The sequence below is a fragment of the Dethiosulfovibrio salsuginis genome (assembly GCF_900177735.1).
Taxonomy (GTDB): domain Bacteria; phylum Synergistota; class Synergistia; order Synergistales; family Dethiosulfovibrionaceae; genus Dethiosulfovibrio; species Dethiosulfovibrio salsuginis.
The window spans coordinates 1-19,636 of sequence record NZ_FXBB01000001.1; the positions used below are offsets into that span (position 1 = coordinate 1).

At 52.0% G+C, this 19,636-nt stretch carries 21 protein-coding genes and 2 rRNA genes; all 23 read left to right on the top strand.

Annotated elements, in window-relative coordinates; genetic code table 11:
- Positions 1–133, top strand: a 23S ribosomal RNA gene (locus B9Y55_RS00005); the annotation flags it as partial.
- A gap of 50 nt (positions 134–183) precedes the next feature.
- A 5S ribosomal RNA gene (gene rrf, locus B9Y55_RS00010) occupies positions 184–298 on the top strand.
- 100 nt (positions 299–398) lie between these two features.
- Entirely contained in the window at positions 399–2,087 is a 1,689-nt protein-coding gene (locus tag B9Y55_RS00015; protein WP_085543313.1) for a GspE/PulE family protein, read from the top strand.
- Positions 2,088–2,099: 12 nt separating this feature from the next.
- On the top strand, positions 2,100–3,188 hold the full coding sequence (locus B9Y55_RS00020; protein ID WP_085543314.1) for a type IV pilus twitching motility protein PilT: 1,089 nt from the start codon (positions 2,100–2,102) through the stop codon (positions 3,186–3,188).
- Positions 3,189–3,206: 18 nt separating this feature from the next.
- Positions 3,207–4,451 carry a type II secretion system F family protein gene (locus B9Y55_RS00025; protein ID WP_234986047.1) on the top strand — a complete coding sequence of 415 codons (1,245 nt, stop codon included), beginning with the start codon at positions 3,207–3,209 and terminating at the stop codon, positions 4,449–4,451.
- A gap of 83 nt (positions 4,452–4,534) precedes the next feature.
- On the top strand, positions 4,535–4,984 hold the full coding sequence (locus B9Y55_RS00030) for a type II secretion system protein (RefSeq protein ID WP_085543612.1): 450 nt from the start codon (positions 4,535–4,537) through the stop codon (positions 4,982–4,984).
- 1 nt (position 4,985) lies between these two features.
- Positions 4,986–5,354: a type IV pilus modification PilV family protein gene (locus B9Y55_RS00035; RefSeq protein ID WP_085543316.1), complete on the top strand. Its 369-nt coding sequence runs from the start codon at positions 4,986–4,988 to the stop codon at positions 5,352–5,354.
- 5 nt (positions 5,355–5,359) lie between these two features.
- A complete protein-coding gene (locus B9Y55_RS00040; protein WP_085543317.1) occupies positions 5,360–6,229 on the top strand; it encodes a prepilin-type N-terminal cleavage/methylation domain-containing protein in 870 nt (289 codons plus the stop codon).
- A gap of 23 nt (positions 6,230–6,252) precedes the next feature.
- The gene (locus B9Y55_RS00045) at positions 6,253–6,801 is read left to right on the top strand and encodes a hypothetical protein (RefSeq protein ID WP_159448164.1); all 549 of its coding nucleotides are present in this window, start codon (positions 6,253–6,255) and stop codon (positions 6,799–6,801) included.
- Positions 6,802–6,846: 45 nt separating this feature from the next.
- Positions 6,847–10,017, top strand: coding sequence for a PilC/PilY family type IV pilus protein (locus tag B9Y55_RS12955; protein ID WP_159448165.1), 3,171 nt, complete (start codon positions 6,847–6,849; stop codon positions 10,015–10,017).
- Positions 10,014–10,340 (top strand): hypothetical protein, encoded by a 327-nt coding sequence (locus tag B9Y55_RS00055; protein ID WP_085543319.1) that lies wholly within the window; start codon positions 10,014–10,016, stop codon positions 10,338–10,340. Before B9Y55_RS12955 ends, B9Y55_RS00055 begins: the two co-directional genes overlap by 4 nt.
- 12 nt (positions 10,341–10,352) lie before the next feature.
- Entirely contained in the window at positions 10,353–11,300 is a 948-nt protein-coding gene (gene pilM / locus B9Y55_RS00060) for a type IV pilus biogenesis protein PilM (protein ID WP_085543320.1), read from the top strand.
- The gene (locus B9Y55_RS00065) at positions 11,297–11,845 is read left to right on the top strand and encodes a PilN domain-containing protein (protein ID WP_085543321.1); all 549 of its coding nucleotides are present in this window, start codon (positions 11,297–11,299) and stop codon (positions 11,843–11,845) included. Before pilM ends, B9Y55_RS00065 begins: the two co-directional genes overlap by 4 nt.
- On the top strand, positions 11,842–12,345 hold the full coding sequence (locus B9Y55_RS00070; protein WP_085543322.1) for a hypothetical protein: 504 nt from the start codon (positions 11,842–11,844) through the stop codon (positions 12,343–12,345). The genes B9Y55_RS00065 and B9Y55_RS00070 overlap by 4 nt, the downstream gene beginning before the upstream one ends.
- Positions 12,346–12,349: 4 nt before the next feature.
- Positions 12,350–12,943: a hypothetical protein gene (locus B9Y55_RS00075; protein ID WP_085543323.1), complete on the top strand. Its 594-nt coding sequence runs from the start codon at positions 12,350–12,352 to the stop codon at positions 12,941–12,943.
- Between the two features lie 16 nt (positions 12,944–12,959).
- Positions 12,960–14,660, top strand: a complete 1,701-nt coding sequence (locus B9Y55_RS00080; RefSeq protein WP_085543324.1) for a type II secretion system protein GspD — start codon at positions 12,960–12,962, stop codon at positions 14,658–14,660.
- A 169-nt stretch (positions 14,661–14,829) separates the two neighbouring features.
- Entirely contained in the window at positions 14,830–15,402 is a 573-nt protein-coding gene (gene efp, locus B9Y55_RS00085; RefSeq protein ID WP_085543325.1) for an elongation factor P, read from the top strand.
- A gap of 39 nt (positions 15,403–15,441) precedes the next feature.
- The gene (locus B9Y55_RS00090; RefSeq protein WP_085543326.1) at positions 15,442–15,876 is read left to right on the top strand and encodes a CD1247 N-terminal domain-containing protein; all 435 of its coding nucleotides are present in this window, start codon (positions 15,442–15,444) and stop codon (positions 15,874–15,876) included.
- 3 nt (positions 15,877–15,879) lie between these two features.
- Positions 15,880–16,422, top strand: a complete 543-nt coding sequence (locus B9Y55_RS00095) for an Asp23/Gls24 family envelope stress response protein (protein WP_143340751.1) — start codon at positions 15,880–15,882, stop codon at positions 16,420–16,422.
- A gap of 56 nt (positions 16,423–16,478) precedes the next feature.
- Complete coding sequence (locus B9Y55_RS00100; RefSeq protein WP_085543327.1) at positions 16,479–16,961, top strand: hypothetical protein; 483 nt, start codon at positions 16,479–16,481, stop codon at positions 16,959–16,961.
- On the top strand, positions 16,958–17,398 hold the full coding sequence (gene nusB, locus B9Y55_RS00105; RefSeq protein WP_234986049.1) for a transcription antitermination factor NusB: 441 nt from the start codon (positions 16,958–16,960) through the stop codon (positions 17,396–17,398). Before B9Y55_RS00100 ends, nusB begins: the two co-directional genes overlap by 4 nt.
- A 1-nt stretch (position 17,399) precedes the next feature.
- Complete coding sequence (xseA, locus tag B9Y55_RS00110) at positions 17,400–18,650, top strand: exodeoxyribonuclease VII large subunit (RefSeq protein ID WP_159448166.1); 1,251 nt, start codon at positions 17,400–17,402, stop codon at positions 18,648–18,650.
- Positions 18,631–19,623, top strand: a complete 993-nt coding sequence (gene mtnA, locus B9Y55_RS00115; protein ID WP_085543329.1) for an S-methyl-5-thioribose-1-phosphate isomerase — start codon at positions 18,631–18,633, stop codon at positions 19,621–19,623. Before xseA ends, mtnA begins: the two co-directional genes overlap by 20 nt.
- Positions 19,624–19,636 lie beyond the last annotated feature (13 nt).

The window sequence follows — 19,636 nt, forward strand, 5'->3', positions numbered from 1 at the left end:
CCGCCTTCAAGATGAGATACCTCATTGCATAAGCAAGTAAGGCGTCCTGTAGACGACAGGGTACATAGGCCGGAGGTGGAAGCACGGCAACGTGTGGAGCTGACCGGTACTAATACGCCGAGGCCTTAACCTCTTTTGGTTTCTCTAGTTCCTATGTCTTGGTGTTTATATTTTGAGAAGGTCCTTGGTGACCTTTGCGGAGGGGGTACACCCGGCTCCATGCCGAACCCGGCAGTTAAGCCCTCCAGCGCCGATGGTACTGCGATTTGCTTCGTGGGAGAGTAGGTCGTTGCCAAGGATCTTTTCTTCAGCTTTTAAAAAGGCCCTGTCTCTTTAGAGACAGGGCCTTTTGGCATATGCCCTCGATGGTATAATCAAAAGAGAAAGGAGGGGTAAATGTGGACAGTTTAAAAAACGTAAAACTAGGGGATATTCTCGTAGACTCTAACGCTCTAACCCCTTCTCAGCTGGAATCCGCCTTACAGGAACAACGTCAAAGCGGCATGAGGCTAGGGGAGATACTTATAAAAAACGGCTGGCTTTCGGAAAACCAGCTTATAGAGGCGCTTTCTACCCAGCTCCACATACCTCAAGTATCGATCTCTCGATATCGTCCAGAACCCGAGGCTTTGAGGCTAATTCCGCAGGGAATAGCAGAGAGGTTGAAGGTCATCCCTATGAGGATTACCGACGAAGACCATCTGATGGTCGCTACCTCCGATCCGTTGAATATCGTCGCCGCCGACGAGCTAAGAATGATGTCCGGCAGAGAAATCGATTTTGGACTTTGCCCTGCATCCCATATACTGCGGGATTTAAGCAGAATTTACACCATGCAGGAAACCTTAAACAGCGCGGAGGACCTCGAGATCGTCTCCTCAGGCTCCGAGGGAATAGAACTAGACCTTGGTCAGGCCATATCCACCGCCGCTGCGGACGATGCGCCGGTGATAAACCTGGTCAACACTATTCTCGAACAGGCGGTCAAAGACAGAAGCTCGGACATACATATCGAGCCCTTTGAAAAGGACACCCAGGTCAGATACAGGGTGGACGGACAGCTCTTCAACGCTACCAACTTCTCCAGAGGGCTTCACCCTGCCGTAACCTCTCGTATCAAGATAATGGCCAATATTGACATATCGGAAAAACGAAAGCCCCAGGATGGCCGAATCCTTATCAAGGTAATGGACAGGCGAGTGGACCTCCGTGTATCGACCTTGCCTACGGTTTATGGCGAAAAAACGGTCATAAGGGTTTTAGACCAGTCAAACGCCATGGTGGGACTGGAAAAACTTGGTTTCGACCAAAAGGACAGGGATAAAATAGACAGACTTCTCAAGGTCCCCTACGGAATTATATTGGTAACCGGACCTACAGGAAGCGGCAAATCGACGACCCTTTATTCCTTTTTGGAGAGGATCAACACCCCTGACGTAAACATTGTCACCGTAGAGGACCCGGTGGAATACTCTATAGCCGGTATCAACCAGGTTCAGGTAAGCGAGAAGGCAGGCAGGACCTTTAGTTCGGTGCTCAGGGCTATACTTAGGCAGGATCCGGACAAGATAATGATAGGGGAGATGAGGGACACCGAGACCGCCAACCTGGCCATAAGGGCGGCCCTTACGGGACACCTTGTCCTGTCTACACTTCACACTAACGACGCTCCCAGCGCGGCTATAAGGCTAGGGGACATGGGAGTTCCTCCTTTTCTGGTCGCCTCGTCGGTGGTAGCGGTCATAGCCCAGAGGCTAGTCCGTCGTCTTTGCCCAGATTGCAAGGTAGAGTACACCGTAGAGGATCCTATATGTCGATCTCTAGCCCTTCCAGAGGGAAGCAAGGCCTACCGTTCAAGAGGGTGTGACACCTGTCGCGGAACAGGCCACGTAGGAAGGACCTCTGTTTTCGAGATAATGGAGATGAACGAAGAGATAAGAAACAGAATAATAGACCAGGAGACTGCGGTTAGCATAAAGAAAGCCGCCATAGCGATGGGTATGAGGACACTGAGAGAGGCAGCCCTCTCCAAGGTTTTAGACGGAACCACCACGGTGGAAGAGATGCTTAACGTCACAACCCTATAGGAGGTAAAATAAATGGGTCTTACCGTGGGAATGCAGGATCTCCTGAGGGACGTCATAAAGAAAAAATCCAGCGATCTGCACCTTAGTGTAGGAAATCCCCCTGCTATGAGGCTGGACGGTCACCTTATAAAAATGGCCAATGCGGGAATAGTCGAAAGGGAGGATATGGAGATCATCGTATCGGGGCTTCTCTCGGAAGAGCAGATGGAGACCCTCCGATCGACCAAAGAGATGGACTTTAGCTTCTCTTTTCAGGCACAGGACTACAGCGCAAGGTTTAGGGGAAACTGCTTTTACGAGCTAGGCCAGCTTGCCATAGCGTTAAGGCTGATCCCCACCGATATCAGGACCATAGACCAGCTGATGTTGCCTGAGGCACTGGCGGATATATGCGATCAAAAAAGAGGACTATTTTTGGTCACTGGGCCCACAGGGCACGGGAAAAGCACTACTCTCGCTGCGTGCCTACAGCACATAAATTTGACCCGAAAGGAACATATCATCACCATCGAAGATCCTATAGAATACCTATATAGGTCGGAAAATTCCATTGTCCATCAGAGGGAGATAGGTAGCGACACAAAGTCCTTCTCCGAGGCCCTTAAAAGGGCGCTGAGACAGGACCCCGACGTCATCCTTATAGGGGAGATGAGGGACTTAGAGACCATCGGGGCGGCCATAACCGCCGCCGAGACGGGGCATTTGGTCTTTGCAACCCTTCACACCAGAGACGCCTCCCAGTCCATAGACCGGATAATAGACGTCTTTCCTCCCCACCAACAACAACAGATAAGGCTTCAGCTGGCTTCATCTCTGGTGGGTATCTGCTCCCAGCAGCTTATCCCCATGCCCGGAGGAGGGCGGACCGTGGCCACCGAGCTTTTGAGGGTAAACCCGGCGGTCAGAAACTGTATCCGAGAGGGCAAGACGACCCAGATAAAGACGGTAATGCAGACCGGTTCGGACGTAGGAATGCACACCATGGAGCAGAACCTCGCCAGACTGGTGTTGAGGGGTATACTGACCTTCGATCAGGCGGCAAACTACGCCTACGATAGAAAGGACTTTGAGCGACTGGTTTTTGAAGGTGGAGAGAACTAGCCCTGAGGAGGAATTGCCTTGAAGTACAGATATAAAGCCAGAGCCCAGGGTGGTAAGATAGAATCGGGTATAATGGAGGGAACCACAGTTCAGTCGGTGGTGGAGCAGATAAGAAAAAAAGGGATGCTCCCTATCTCCATAGACAAGGTCGAGGAGAAAAAGGCGGCGGGTAAACAGGCTAAAGATACAGGGTCCTCCAAAGGACTCATACACAAAATGAAGCTCATAGGCACGGTTCCCCTGAAGGACAAGGCGGTGTTCTTTCGCCAGCTTTCCACCATGATAAAAGCGGGGGTCAACATAGGATCCTCCCTAAATATCCTGTCGGACCAGACGAAAAACCTGAAGCTGTCCGACGCCATTTCTCAGGTTAAAAAGAAAGTGGACAGTGGAAACGCCCTCAGCGCGGCGATGAAGCTTCACTCCCTCTTTCCCCCTATGTCCATATCCATCATACAGGCGGGGGAGGAAGGGGGAACCTTAGATGGAAGTCTCGAGAGGGTAGCGGACTTTCTCGAAAGACAGGACGCCCTTCACAAGAAGATAGTCTCCGCCATAACCTACCCAGCGGTGGTAATGGCCTTCTCTATGTTCGTTCTATATCTGCTGATAACGGTGGTAATGCCCAAGTTCGCAACGGTCTTCAACAACCTGAACATAGAGCTGCCAGCGGTAACAAAGTTTATGTTCAACTTCGGCATATGGATGGCGGACAACTGGATACTCTTTATATCCTCTGTGATCGCCATCGTAGTATCCCTCTCGGCCATAGCGAGATGGAAGGTAACAAAGCCCTACATGGACAGGGTCAAGCTGAAACTGCCTATCTTCGGCGACCTCATCTTCAAAGCGGATATGGCGAGGTCGACCAGGACTCTGGCGTCGCTGACCCACTCGGGAATACCTATACTACAGGCGCTGGACATGACCTCTCGAATATCGGGAAACTCGGTGTTTGAGAACGCCTTCAAGTCCATGGAACTAGCGGCCAGAAAGGGGGCGGGACTAGGGGACACCGCCAGGAACATCAAGATATTCCCTCCTATGGTGGCCCATATGCTGAGGGTCGGGGAGGAGACGGGCCAGGTCGACGAAATGTTGAACAAAGTGGCCGACTGGTTCGAGCTAGAGCTTGACGAGAAGATAAAGAGGCTGACCTCCATACTGGAGCCGGTGCTCATAGTCTTCGTAGGAGGTGTTGTGGCCATAGTGGCGCTGGCCATCTTCTCACCTATAGTCACGGCGATACAGGAGATGCTGTAGGGATTTACTATTGTGGTTTGTATGGTATAATACAAAAGGTTACATAAATGATTTTTGATACTAAACTAAGGGAGGGCTTTAGCATGAAAAAGGATATCAAAAGAAACAGAAGGCCAGGATTCACACTGGTTGAGTTGCTCATAGTCATAATCATCATCGGTATACTGGCAGGAGGTATGATGTTGGTTGCAGGTGGTAGTACCGACAAGGCCAACGCCACGAAGATAGTCAGCGACCTGAGGACATTGAAGTCCGCTGCTTTGATGTATTACTCGGATAACAATAAATGGCCTACTGCAGCAAATATGGCAACTGATTTTAAGCCCTACATAGATAAAGATTTTACTGGTTTTGCCTTAGCTTCTGATGATCAATTTGTGGGATACACTGGCGACTTGATCAAGAACACCGGGGTCCAGGGTGCTCTTAAGAAAATGGCTAAAGAGTCGGGGCTTTATGGCGGAACGGCAGGGCCCACTACAGCAGCTGGAGACTATGATAGCGAAGATGGTGTCTGGATGAGGCTCCGCTAACATGTCCAGGAGGGCCTTTTCCCTTGTGGAGACCCTCATAGCCATGGCCATACTGTCCATAGCCCTGGTGGGACTGGCGGCGGTTCCCGTCGCCACCACCAGGCTCATGGTCCACGGCGTCCAGAGGGAGAAGGCCCTTTCGGTGGCCATGGCCAGGCTCGAGGAGGTCGAGGGAGTCGATCTGGACAACACCTCCTGGGTCGTCAGTTCCGACGTTGATGGAGGGTATTCCTGGTCCAGGTCTGTGGCTAAGACATCCGACTATCTCCACATCGTCACGGTGGCGGTAAACTGGGACGGTCTCAGAGGGGCTGGAAGCCTGACCTTATCTCGGGACTACGGGACATCCCGGGACAGAAGGGTGGACTAAGTGATATGACCTATTGGCCGAAAACAGGATCGAAAAGACGGAAGGCCTTCACCTTGGTGGAGGTCTTAATTGCTTTGATGATAACGTCGGTCATAGGTGGATCGACGGTGTCCCTCCTCTACACCTACCTGAAAAACTACGAACAGTCCTCGGAGTACACCACAGCCCTCCAGAGGGGCCAGATGGTCCTGTCCTACCTGGAGCCGGTGGCCCTCTCCGCGGGGCTGGGATTCCCCTCAAGCCCAGACCTCTATACCCATGTCGTGAATGGCGACCCCCTGCTAAGCTCCTGGGGAAGCCCTCTCTCCCTGGCCGATAACGGCAGAACCATAAGGATCGTATATTCCACGGTGCTCGAAGCGGTCACCGCCGATATGGTGGACTTCTCCCCCGGTGGAACGACCTCAGTGGCCCTGACTGGCAATACCGATGGTCTTAATCTGAATTACGCCTATGGACCTTCCGACAGTAAGTGGCTCTCCTTCCTATCGACTGGAACTCCATCGCTGACTGGCTCGAGTGCGTCCCCCCTTTCCCTGTCTTTTCTGGGCAGAGACCCTGTAACCTCCGCTCGTTTCGATCCTCTACTGCTGGTGAGGACCATGGAGGCCTACGTACAGAACGACGAATTTTGCGTAAAGGACAATAACGGTGCCGCCCAGCCGGTGGTGAAAGGGGTCCTAAAGATCTACTTCGAGGAACTGGAGGGCAACGTCCTTAAGGTTTCCGTCCTAACCAGAGGGGACGCTAGAGAGGGCTTGTCCTCTCCTCAGGAGGCCATTCCCTGGCCCGACGGCGGAAACCCTATAACCGCCGACGACTATCGGTATAAACTGGTCCTTTCATCGGCGGTATGGAGGGTGAGAAACCTATGAGACGGTCGGGCTTTTCGCTTATCATGGTGCTTATAGTGCTGATGGTCGGATCGGCTTTCGTCTTTACCGCCCTGTACATGGTGGAGAACTTTCACAGTTCCTCCTCCAGGTCGGTACGGCGAATGGAGCTTTACAGCCTTGCTATGTCGGAGCTGGAGGGAGCAAAAGGCTGGCTCGGTCAGGAGACTGAGTCAAAGCCCTATCCTGTAGGCAAGTACAACGATAAATACGTTCCGGCGTGGGACGAAAAACCCGCAGACGGCGTCCCCTTCGACTCCCTTGTGGTTCTGAAGAACGGGAGCCCTGTGGTCCGTGATAGGACATCGGGAATATTTACGTCTAGGACCGTCATATACGATCTGGTCTATAAAAGCAATCTGGGCTACGTCAAAGTGGTGCCTCAAGGAGAAGAGGGGGTATTTTACGGCGATGTAGGTGGAGAGTCGGAGAAGGAGGAGAACTACAAAGGGGAGGAAATCTCCAATCTTTTGGTCTACCTGATCAGGACGACGGTCTCCGACGATCAGGGAAGGTCCATAACCTTAGAGCAAAGGATACTAAAACTAAAATGAGGTACAGGAGGTGAAGCTATGAGGTCTGAGCTCAAAAAAACATTTTTGTCTTTTGCGATAGTTATGTCGGTGTTACTGTCCTCCCACTGTGTTTTTGGAGACGCAAACCTTCCTAGCGTCTTCAAGCCGATCCCTCAGGAGTACGCCACCTACGTACCTCCAAACGTCCTGCTTCTCATAGACACCAGCGGATCCATGCTCTTTAACCTGAGAGGGGGATATACACACGGGGACGGAGGTGGTCCCTATCGAGGTCAGTTCTATTACGGATATGACACCGATAACAGGAATAACGACCCCGATGACGGTTCTCTCTCCTACTATCCTCCTGCGACCTATCTGACCCAGGCCCAGATCGACGATCTAGGGCCCTACAGGCTTCGCTATATGGGAAGGGCACCTGACGGCAGGTATCTTCACCCTAACGATAGCAGAATGTATATCCTTAAAAAGGTTCTTTGGACCGTCTTCACCGATCCCTCCATGGTGGAGGGCCTGAAGATCGGTCTTTCGACCTATCATCAGGAGAGAAGATACGACATCCCCGGTCCCGTAACCTACGAGTTCTGGGATTACTCGAATAGGTGGAGATCAAGGCAGGGCCTTTCCTGGCAACCTACCGGCGAGAGGAGGGGAAAGATGAGGCTTGATTTCGGTTTGATACCCCATTTTTATTATGATTCCTCCCTTTTCTCCGGCGGAGTTCCTGTTGATAAAATAGGCTCCAACCAGTGGTACGATCTTCTATCCCTCATCGACGGGGTGGAGAACTCGGACAACGACGAGGTGAGGGGGGTAGGGGCAACACCTCTTGGCAACTCCATCCATTCAGGAGGGAACCCCCCCCAAGATTGCGCCTATTCCTTTATCCAGCCGGCCATAGAGTATCCCTGTCAGGACAACTGGCTCATAGTTCTCACCGACGGGGAGGACTCCTATTCCAGCACCCAGCCGGTTACCGCTGTCAGAAACCTGTACGAGGCGAACAAGAAAGATCCCCACTGGCCTAAACCTCTTGGACAGGAGGCCAAGCCGGTCAGGACTTTCGTCATAGGCATAATAGATCCTCCGTCGACCACCCTGAACAACATGGCCTTTCAGGGCAGGGCCTGGGAGGTCAACTCAGACATAAAAAGGAACGAAGCCTACTATGCCACCGACACCGACTCTCTGCTGGAGGCCTTCAGGCTCATATTCAGGACAATTCAGAGCAATAAAAAGTCCTCCTCAGCACCGCCTAAGGTATTGAGCGGCAACGAGGACAGCAATATCGTCTACGCCACGTCATTTGTCCCTCGGGTGGATGGGGCGTGGCCGGGATATCTCTACAAAAAGGAACTCACCTCAAAAGACGGTTACGAGACCCTGTGGGACGGTACCGACCGGATAAAGCCTTGGGATAAGAGGCCGATATACCACGCTCCGTGGTATGATGTTTCCGAGGGATTCCTGTGGAACAGCAACCTTCGCCCCTTCCCTTCCACCGGAGGAGGAGCGGGGCCTGTGGCCTACCACGCCGGGGTGGAGGATCGATACAGGGATAACTTTACCAGATGGATAAGGGGCGGTCGTTGGGATCAGAGCTCTAACAGGGTTCACGTTATGATCGACTCCTACAGAGGGTCCCTATTTGTCATGGGTCCCCCTCCTGGTAGCCGTCCCGACAGCGATTTTAACGCCTTTGCCTACGAGAACAGACAGAGAGGAACGGTCCTGTTTAACCAGGGTAACGGAGGAATTTTACAGATAATCAGCGACGACTCGGGAGATGAGATTATGGCCTTTATACCTCCCAATGTCCTTCATCGATCTAGGATGGCGGGCCTCGTGGACAATCTGGTAGAGAGAAATGAGGGAAGCTCTCGGTATCTTCTGTCTGGCCCTATGGTCGTGGAGGACGTGAAGATCAACCCTCCTTACGACCCTGGAGATAAATACAAAACGGTCCTCATAGGGACCCTGGGGTACGGAGGGACAGGTCTCTACGCTCTCGACGTCACCGACCCCACGAAGCCCTATTTCCTCTGGGCAAGGGACAGCACCGTCTATTCCGAGGATGGAGTGGGCTTTCATCCCGATAAAAACGACCTTCTTTGGAGATACTCTAACGCCGGATCGACCCTGTCCTCCGGGGAGGACGTGTCTAAATCCATCCCCGACCTCAGGCGGGTTCTCGGGCGTCCCTTCATCGGCTGGGTTAAGGACTCCAGTGAGACTCGGTGGATAACCCTGTTCGGTGCAGGGGCCGGTTCCTCTCAGATTTGGTCCGACGGTTCTATCTCCCTCTCAAACAGAGGGGATGAAGGCGGAAGGGCTATCTACGCCCTTGACGTAGCTAACGGAGAACGATTTCACGATCCTATCGTCCACGACGACCTGGGACAGGTCATAGGGGAGATAGCGGTGGCTAAGGGGGCAAGCAGAGCGGAGTACCTTAAGATCGACAAAGGCTACGTAGGAGATACGCGTGGACAGATATGGCGTCTGCGATGGGACGAGAGCGTTCTGGGCAACTGGACTTTGAGCAAACTAGCCGATTTGTCCGGTCCTAAGGGAGTTCCTCCATTCGTTCACGGTCTGGATCTATCTAAGAAACTGGGCCAAATGTGGATATTCGGCGCAACTGGAGATCCCTTCGATATAGTTCCAAGGAATTCGAGGACCATCTCCGCCGACTGTATAGTCGGTTTTAAGGAGCCGGAGTCGGAGACCCTTCAACTGAAGGATCTTAAGGCCCTTTCGGGCAAGGAGGATCAGCTGAATCCCGAGGACGACCACGAGGGATGGCTTCTGTCTCTGGAGGAAGGGGAGTTTTCGACGACCCCTCCGGTGGTCGCTGGGGGCAAGGTGTTCGTAGCCACCTATATCGACTCCGGGGGAAATCCATGCGAGCCCGGAAACGCCAGACTCTACGTCCTAGGGGCCTTCGATGGCAAGCCTTTCTTTGACGACGGCGCTAGCGGTAAAAAACGGTACATCGAGCTTAAGGGAGTCAGAATCACCAGTCTGGAAGTAAAGGATAACAGGATATTCGCGGGCATTACGAATCCCTCAGGCAAAAATCCAGAAGATCTGTCTATACCGCCGGATCTTAAGGCAAAGCAGGACGAGGACGGATCTATTCTGACCATCGACGTGCCGGAACCCAAAAATGACGATTCAGTAAAAAGCGATAAAGAGATAGCCCGTTCGGGATACTGGAGGATATTATGGTGAGTTACACCAAATACGTCGGGGTGATCGCTTTGCTGATGCTCCTCCTAGTTCCCTGTGGTTCATACGCAGAGAACCTTGAACTGACCGGTAGAATCTCAAAAGTCGAGCGGCCCCTCAGGAGAATGGAGTTGAATCAAGGGGAGGGCATTATCTTTCCCGTCTTATGGAACGAGGAGACTATCTTCCTCGACGGAAAGGACGGCGCTGTTTCGCCTGCGGTTTTTTTCGATCTATATTCATCCAGACCTATATGGCTCTCGGCTATAGACGACGGGGAGAACCTCCTGGCTCAGAAAATAGCGGTTTCCCTGGAAATACAGTGACGGAGGTTTCCTATGGCTTTCTGGAAAAGAAAAAAGGCTAAAGACGCTATGGCCGGACTGGCCATTATGACCAGCGGTATCTACTACCTCGATCTGGCCAGAGAGGGCGAAGGTCTATCGGTCAAAAGACAGGAGTTTGTGGGATACTCAAGGGCAGCGGTCAAACAAAATGGCCTGGTGTACCCTATGGCGGTTCTGGATTCGGTCTACGAGCTATCCGCAAAAATAGGGGGCTTTTCCTGTCCTGTCTCCATCGGCTTGCCCTCCAGGGATTTTATGATCCGAAACGTCGATCTTCCTAATATGGATTTGCCTATGGCTAAAGATGCGGTTCAGTGGGATTTTGAAAAACACTTTCCCTATCCGGTTACCGAGGCGCTTTACGATGTATCCAACGTAGACCTGCCCTCGGGGAACGATAAAGAGGACACCGTCCATCTTCTGGTGGCGTCGGTTAAAAGGAGCAAGATAGAGCCCCTTCTGGACGGCTTTAAGGCCCACGGGGTGCCTATGCTGTCCATGGAGCCCAACAACGTAGCGGCCTTCAGGGCGATGGTGGGGAAGGGATATGAATCGGAACAGGGCTATATGGTCCTCATGGTCTACTCCGAAGGAGTGCAGTTCGTCATCGGCTTCAAGGAGAGCAGCCTTTTTTACAGGGCGGTCCCGTTTCCCGCCGATCTGGCTATGGGAATTGACGAGCTCGGCAACAGGGTTGTCAGCGAGATTCAGGCTACTTTAAACTACATAAAGACCATTTTCAGGGATCTGCCTATCGGCAGCATAATCCTAGGAGGGGATCACTCGGTGAGGGAGGTCCTCAGAGAGAGGATCTCCCGTAGTATGGAGACTCCGGTGCTGGTGGTCTCGCCCTGGCAAAACTGGAATATAGCCGGTGCCCCTGAGGAGTCCGGGGAGAGCGAGTCGGTCGTAGGACTGGCTGTGAGGGATCTGTTATGACAAAATTTAACGTTTTGCCAGAGGAGTACAGGGTAAAGGACAGCACGGAAAAGCTAAATCCCCTTAAGCTCCTTTTCCCTGTGGTTATGGTATCCTTTCTACTGATCTCCCTTTTAACTTTAGGTGTAGGGTCTTTAAAATACGTAAAGCTCAACCACCGGTTAGAGGGGTTGATACTGGAGAGGGATGTGCTGAGAGCTCAGGGAGAAAAGCTTATAATGGAGCTTGGAAGGCTGAAGGAGAAGGAGTCGGTAGTGGTCGCCACTACTAACCTGTTAAAAGGGGATATCCCGTTGCTTGAGCTTTTTCGCCAGATAGAGCTTTCCCTTCCTGGAGGTGTATGGCTGTCCTCCCTCTCGGCGGAGCAGGAAAAGGCCCAGCTTAACGGCTTTTCCTACAACGAAAACGACGTGGTCCTGTTCGCTACTGGGCTTATGCAGTCCCCTATCGTCGGTCAGGTGGGCTTTCCCAATACCAGGCGGGTAACCAGGGACGGTCATAGTCTGGTCGAGTTCAGGCTGAGCTGTACTTTGGTGATGCCATGAACGAGAGAACGATGAGAGCTGCGCTGTTTACGTCGCTGTTTCTTTTTCCTCTTCTTTTTTTAGGCCTCTCTTGGTTTATGTTCTCCAGGGTTACGGAGCTAGGGGAGGAGATAGGCAGGGTTCAGAAGGAACTCTCCCTTTACGGCAGACAGGTTATGTCGACGGAGAGGAGAATCACTATGTATAAAGATGTCTTAGCGGCGGTCAATCTCGGGACCTCCGAGACCCCGGAGAGCGGGGTTGAGCTGTTTTCAATAGTTCAGAGACACCTAACCGCTAACGGCGTTCTCTCCAGGGTCATAGACGAGGCGGGAAAACCGACTCCTCAAGGTGATAGAGGGGTTAGAATCAGTTTTGAAGGGGCATACCCCGCCTTCATAAGGACCTTAGCGGACTGGAGACAGATGGAAGTAGCCCTTAGGGTAAAACAGCTGTCCATTACTGGGCAGGGCGATCTGGTAAAAGGGGATATTCTCCTAGAGACCATCTTCGGGAAGTGATTCGATGCTGACCTTAGATTACAACTCCGATACGCTGAAAAACTGGTATAAAGAGATACTCGAAGGAGACGAGAGGGACAGGAGGATTATCCGATGGGCGGCTCTTACCGTTATGCTTCTCTCTATCGCTGGTTCGTCTTTTGCACTTTATAGGGTATATAATGTAAACCCTCCAGCTCCTGGACCTATGCCTCCTATCTCGGTGGAGGAGGACAGAAAGAAGGTAGAGGAGTCAGTCGAACTCTACCGCACCATAATAGCCACCAGAAGGGACAGCCAGAGAATAGCCAACGATATAGTGAGGCTAGGCAGAAACCCTTTGATGAAAATGGAGTCCCCTAAAGAGGTCGCTCTCATTTCACCTGAGCCTTCTGTGGTCGATCTAGTCGACCTTCCTCCTATCGTCCTGGTTAGGGCGGTAATGGTTATAGGTCGAAACAGCGCCGCTGTGGTTGATATAGAAGGGGTTGGAGAGGGTATAGTGATAAAAAAAGGTATGTCCTTTTTAGGGGGTAAAGGCCGCTTTATCTCCATAAACTCAAAAGAACTGGTTTTTCGCTGGAACGGCAAGAATATTACAGTTCCGGTGGATCTGTAAAGGGGGATTAGCTAAAATGAGAATCGTCTATATTCTACTTACCGTCTTTGCCCTGTATGGTTCCGCTTTCGCCGATCCCCTGTCGGAGATGAGCACCGTATCGGGGGTGACGCCTCAGCAGGCCGGAGCGGACAGGGTTAGTCTATCGGTTACAGGAGGGAGACTCCCGAGGCCCGAGATCGACGACAGCGATCCCGGCAAGATAGAGATATTTTTTAGAAACACCGTTATGCCGGCGTCTAGATGGGAAAAAGAGTATTCCTTTCCACTTCTGTCCAAGATAGAGATTGAGCACGTGAAGGACGGCCTTAAGATGACTCTGACCACCGGAGACAGGCTGATGGTGAGAGGAGTTAAAGGGGAAGAGGGGGCAAACAGGATGACCTTTGACCTTCGTACCTGGACCTCCGCCCAGAGGGCGGAGTCGGAGAGGGTGATGGCTGCCCCTAAGGCGCCTCCTGTAGACCAAAGCGATCCCTTTCAGACCGACAAGAAGATAACCATAGACTTTAGATACGTGGCAATTCAGGATGTCTTTCGTATGTTAGGGGATATAATGAACTTAAACGTAGTGCTCGATCCCTCTATGTCCGACGTTCCTCCTCTCACGATGAAGTTCGAGGACGCACCTCTGAAAGAGGTGTTCGGATATCTTATGAGGCTCTACAGGTTTACCTATGCCAAGGTCGGTAGAACCATTATAATAGGGGCACCGGAGTCCATCTCCCGGGCTATGGGAGATGAGAAGACCAGGTCTTTCCAGGTGGCCTATTCGGACGTGAAGGCTATGCCCGATATCCTTCAGGGTCTCACCACCATACCGAAGGAAAATATACTGGTGGACGAGAGGCTGAGGCGACTGTTCGTTCAGGGCTCGGAAAACCAGCTTGCCCAGTTCGAGCGGGTACTCCAGAGGATAGATCATCCAGGCCAGCAGGTTATGCTCAGGGCGAGGATAGTGGAGATAAAAGACGACGCTACCGACGAACTTGAGACGATGCTAAACGCGGTGTACAAACACTGGTGGCTCAGTACCAGTTCTTCAGGAGCCAGAGGGGGATATTCCTACGTAAAAGACCCCGATAATTACAATCCTCCTACAGGGGATAAGAGGCCGGGAGGAATCGATTTTCCCGGGGTCCCTATCTCCGAGATTGGGGACGCAAAGACCAGGCTTCTCGATATGGGGCTTAGAGCGCTAGTTACCAGCAACAAAGGTAAGGTGCTGGCCAATCCTTCGGTGATAACCATAAGCGGTCAAAAAGCCTCCATAAAGCTGGTTGAGAACCTCAAATACATCTCAGCCAGGGACGAGGCGGGAAACCCCACCTACAGCGACGAGGAGGTCGGGCCTAAGCTGGAGTTTACCCCGGTTATCGGGAGGGACGGTATAATATCGGTGGAGCTCTCTATCTCCACCGGAGAGGTCGTCTCCTGGAAAGAGGGAAACCAGGGAGAGAAAGTCCCCCAGACAAGCAAGAGGGAGGTCGTTACCTCCGTTCGAGTCCGAGACGGAGAGCCTTTCGTGGTAGGGGGGCTTTTCAACGAGAGGAACTCGGTCAACACCACGAAAATACCTATTTTAGGGGACATTCCCCTCTTAGGTGAGCTTTTTAAGTCAAAGACCAAGATCAGCGATCGTACCGAGGTTGTAATGGTGGTGATTCCCTATATACTTGACGTTGAGGACGCCCCTATCGATAGTTGGGATATGTGATTTTACCCTGCGGCATTGACAGGTTCACCTATATATACTTATTATTATCCTCACAGATTTGTCCTCTGTAAAAGGACACTACCGGTGAACGTCGGGAGGTCAAGCCTATTTAATAGGAAATCTTACTAAAGAGTATTCTTACTCATATCAGAGAAGGCAGGTTCGTTGGATGGCACAAGTCGTTGATACAAGCAAGTTTTACCCCGGTATAAAGATATCCTGGCAAAATGGAATGTGGGAAGTCGTGGAGTTTCAGCATCACAAGATGGGAAGAGGGGGCGCGGTTGTCAAGACCAAGCTCAGAAACATAGACACCGGATCCATCATAGAGAACTCCTTCCGTTCGGGCGAAAAATTCGACAGAATAGTTTTCGAGCAGAAGGCCGCTCAGTTTCTGTACCAGGAAGGCGATAGCTACGTCTTTATGGACATGGAGAACTACGACCAGGTATACCTTTCCAGCGATACCCTGGGCCGAGCGGTAAAATACCTTATAGACAACCTAGAGGTTACCCTTGAGACCTTCGGAGAGAGGATCATGGGAGTGGAGCTTCCTAACAGCGTAGTTCTCAAGATCGTGGATACCAGCCCTAACTTTAAGGGAGATACCGCCTCTGGCGGCGGAAAACCGGCGGTTACCGAGACCGGTCTGACCGTAACGGTCCCTATGTTCGTCGAGGTAGGAGAGGATATAGTGGTGGATACCCGAACTGGAGATTATCTGGAGAGAGCGAAGAAGTAGATATCTCCGGCGGGTCGGTCGTTTACAAGGAGGTTTTCGATGAGTGCGAGGGAAAAGATAGCCTATATCAAAGGATTGCTTGATGCAGGAAAGCCTAAGGAGGGTTTTGACATGACCCTCTACGGTGCCATAGTGGATGCCCTCGACGCCGTCGTTGACCAGGTGGAGGATCAGGAAGAATGTCTTGCCGAACTGGTGGACGAGATGATGGACCTGGTGGAGTACTGTGAGGCGATCGGAGAGGAGCTAGGAGCCCTCGACGAGGATTGGGAAGATCAGGATTACTACGAAGAGGATGATCTTATGCCCGTCGAGGAAGATGGGCAGATGGATCTTTACGAGTCGATTCTGTGCCCCTTCTGTTCCACTATGTTTTACTACCGACCGGACCTATTTAAGGAAGACGATCTGATTAATTGCCCTAACTGTAAGAGGACTTTTGCCCCCTCGGAGGTTGAGCTTGAGGAGGAATGACCTATGGATGAGATGAGTAGTGCCGTTGAGACCGAGATGGCAGAGGTCGTCGACGTCGATAAAGCCATAGATGAGGCGGAGAGAGAGAACCTCTCCGATGTATCTGGTAAGGTCCATATCTCCGAGGATGTAATCACAGAGCTGGCGAGACAGTCTTTGGTCAAAATCTCTGGGATACAGCCCGCAAGTTCGAGCATAGCCTCTAAGCTAGGTCTTGGACGAAAGGTAACCGAAGGGGTAAAGGTCTCTATCGACGAAGGCGATTCTCCCTCTATCTCCGTTGACGCTTTTGTAATGGTCAAGTACGGTCTCAGGATTCCAGACCTCGCCTGGGATGTCCAGGAGACCATCAAGAACGAGCTGGAGTCTATGACGGGATACACGGTTAATTACGTGAACATATACGTTCAGGGCGTCTACTTCAACGACCCTAAGACCGATACTTCCCTGGAGGAAACAACTCCCCCCGATAAGTCCGTCGGAGACCTTTACCCCGACGGGAAAACCGATGGGCATCCTAGCGTGCTCCCGGAGGATCAGGGATAGCTTAAGGGTCGGCTCGTTAGCGAGTCGACCTTTTTCGTTAATATAGGAGGGTCTTCGTGTATCTGAAATGGGTCAGCGGCAACGGAGGATCAATTTTTTTTTCCAAGCCAGGATTGAGGGACTTTGTCGAAAGCCGGATCTACGAAGGTGTTATCTGTCGGGATATAGATATAATGGACGATAATAACCATCTTTTAGTGTCTTTGGTCACCGCAGAGGACTCTTTTTATCTGGATAAGTTGAGGCTATCGGAGAATTTGGTAAAAGACCTGAACTCTATGGGTATCCAGGCTATGGTGTCCTGGATACACAAAGAGGAGGAGGGAGAGCTAGAGGAGCCCTCTTTCCTGGAGAAGCCCCTCTTTTGGGGTGTCGTCGGAACCTCTCTTTCCGCTGTTTTAGCTATGGGTATAGTAAGTACCCTTACCTGTCTGATGGTAGGAGGGGCTTTCTACGGATTGGCGGTATTTATGGGCTCCGATTCCGGTAAGAATATCAAAGAAAGTATATATAGCCTTATAAAGGAGATTTTAGATTGAGCAAAAAGCCGCCTCACCACAAAAAGCACATGGCAAGGGAGATAGCTCTGCAACTTCTGTACAGTATGGATGTGACCAAGAACATGGAGCCTGACCGATCGCTGGATAACTTTGATTTTGAACAGTTTGATCCCGAACAGGAAGATGTAAAGCGCGAGGTATCCTCAATCGTCAAAGGTGTTGTGGACAACTTAGTGACCATAGATAACATGATAAACCGCAACGTCGTCGGATGGAGAGCCGACAGAATGGTCGCGGTGGATAGAGCCGCCATAAGGATGGCCATATACGAGGGGATGGTCGCTAGGTCTATTCCTGTAGCGGTAGCTATATCGGAGGCGATTTCCATGGCCAAGGTGTTCGGAACCGACGAATCGGGAAAGTTCGTGAACGGAGTTCTGGCCAAGGTCTTGAAAGCCTCCGATCTGGCGGAGTAGTTTGAGAAAAAACGAGTTGCCGACCTCCCCTATATCGGTGGATTCTCTCTCCATCCTCATAAAAGAGACTATAGAATCCACCTCCGAGCTGGCGAGAGTGGCGGTCAGAGGCGAAATTTCCGATCTTAAGAGGCATTCCAGCGGACATTGCTATTTCACTTTATCCGGTAGAGATAGCCGGATTTCCGGTGTCCTATTCCGGTCCGATGCCGCCTCTGTTTTGAAGTGGCCTCAAACTGGCGATGAGGTTCTGGTGGGAGGCCGAATTTCGACCTATCCCCAAAGGGGCACATACCAGCTATACGCCAAGAGGATGATGCCTCTTGGAAGGGGGGCGGCGGACAGAGCGAAAGAGGAGGCCATGGAGGTCCTCTCAAGAGAGGGCCTTTTTGATGTCGCTAAAAAACGTCCTATAGAGCCATATCCCAGCCGGATATGCTGTATAACGTCCCCTACAGGGGCAGCTGTTCGAGACGTCCTCAAGGTATCAGGTGAGAGAAATCGATCGGTGGACGTGACGATAATTCCCTGCTTGGTTCAAGGTCTGGAGGCCCCTGACAGCATCGTGAAGGCCTTCTCCCTTGTCAAAGGTCTATCGGTGGATACCGTCCTTCTCGTTAGAGGTGGAGGAAGCAGGGACGATCTGGTCCCTTTCGACGATCCAGACGTAGTAAGGGCTGTCGCCTCCTGCCCTGTTCCGGTAGTAACAGGCATAGGCCATCAGGTGGATACGACCCTCGCCGATATGGCCGCCGATCTTCGCTGTGCCACCCCCTCTGAGGCGGCGGAGGCCTCGGTTCCTAGCTCTAAGGCGATGTTTTCCCTTTTGGATCATAAGCTTTATCAGCTTATGAAAGCCGCCCTATCCGGGGTTGAGCGGTCTAGAGGGAATCTGGAGTACCTAAAATCACGGCTTGATAGGCTTGTCACAAGATCGATCTACGACGGTAGTGCCAAGGTCGATCTGCTGGATAAAGAGCTTATCCTATCGATAAAATCGGCCCTTTCCACCCAAAAGACCAGGCTGGCGGAGCTTTCCGCCGGTCTATTTGGCGTTTCCCCCGTCTCTACCTTGGCAAGAGGTTTTATCGCCTGTAGAGATGGAGGTAATATTCCGATCAAGTCCATCGATCAGGTAAAAAAGGGAGACCTTTTATACTTGGACCTCGTCGACGGTGTTATTCAGTGCGAGGTCAAGTCCGTTGAGCCCATAAAGAGAGGAGAACTATCCTATGGTGCCGGAGACCTTTAAGTGGCTGGACGGAGAGCTCGTCCTGCTGGATCAGAGAGCTATTCCCTGGGAGACTTGTTTCGTTACCTGTAAGACCTACGAGGACGTCGCTAAGGCCATATCGTCTATGGTCGTGAGAGGAGCCCCTGCCATAGGGGTAGCTGCGGCCTACGGTATGGCCCTGGCGTCTTTGGCAGGGGAGGATATGAAGAGGGCGCGGGAGACCCTCCTCTCAAGCAGGCCGACGGCGGTAAACCTCCGTTGGGCTCTGGAGAGGATGGACTCGGTTATTGACCGATCCCCTGATGATATTATCGCCATGGCCCAGAGGCTTCACAGGGAGGATCTGGAGATAAACAGGGCCATAGGCGACAACGGCGAGGCCCTGGTCTCCGATGGATCGGTAATCCTTACTCACTGTAACGCCGGAGCCATTGCCACAGCTGGCTGGGGGACAGCCCTCGGGGTCATAAGGAGCTGTAGAGAGAGGGGGAAAAGCGTAAAGGTCTACGCCGACGAGACCAGGCCTAGGCTCCAGGGAGGGCTTCTCACCTCCTGGGAGCTCATGGAGGACGGCTTTGACGTTACGGTTATCTCCGACGGAATGGCGGCATGGCTGATGAAAAAAGTCAGTGTGGACTGCGTCATAGTGGGAGCGGACAGAATAGCCGCCAACGGCGATACCGCCAATAAGATAGGGACCTACGGCCTTTCTCTGGCCGCCAAGGCCCACGGAGTTCCTTTCTACGTCGCCGCTCCCCTCAGCACCTTCGATCTGTCCCTATCCTCCGGTGACGGTATTCCCATAGAGGAGCGAGATGGAGATGAGGTTCGTGCCCCCTACGGGAAAAGGCTGCTTCCCGAGGACGTAGAGGTATGGAACCCCGCCTTTGACGTTACCCCTGGGGAGAACGTCACCGCCATAATAACCGAGGTCGGGGTTCTCAGACCTCCCTACGGTGTGTCCATAGCGAAAGCCATAAAAGAAATATAAGGAGGCTTTTTTT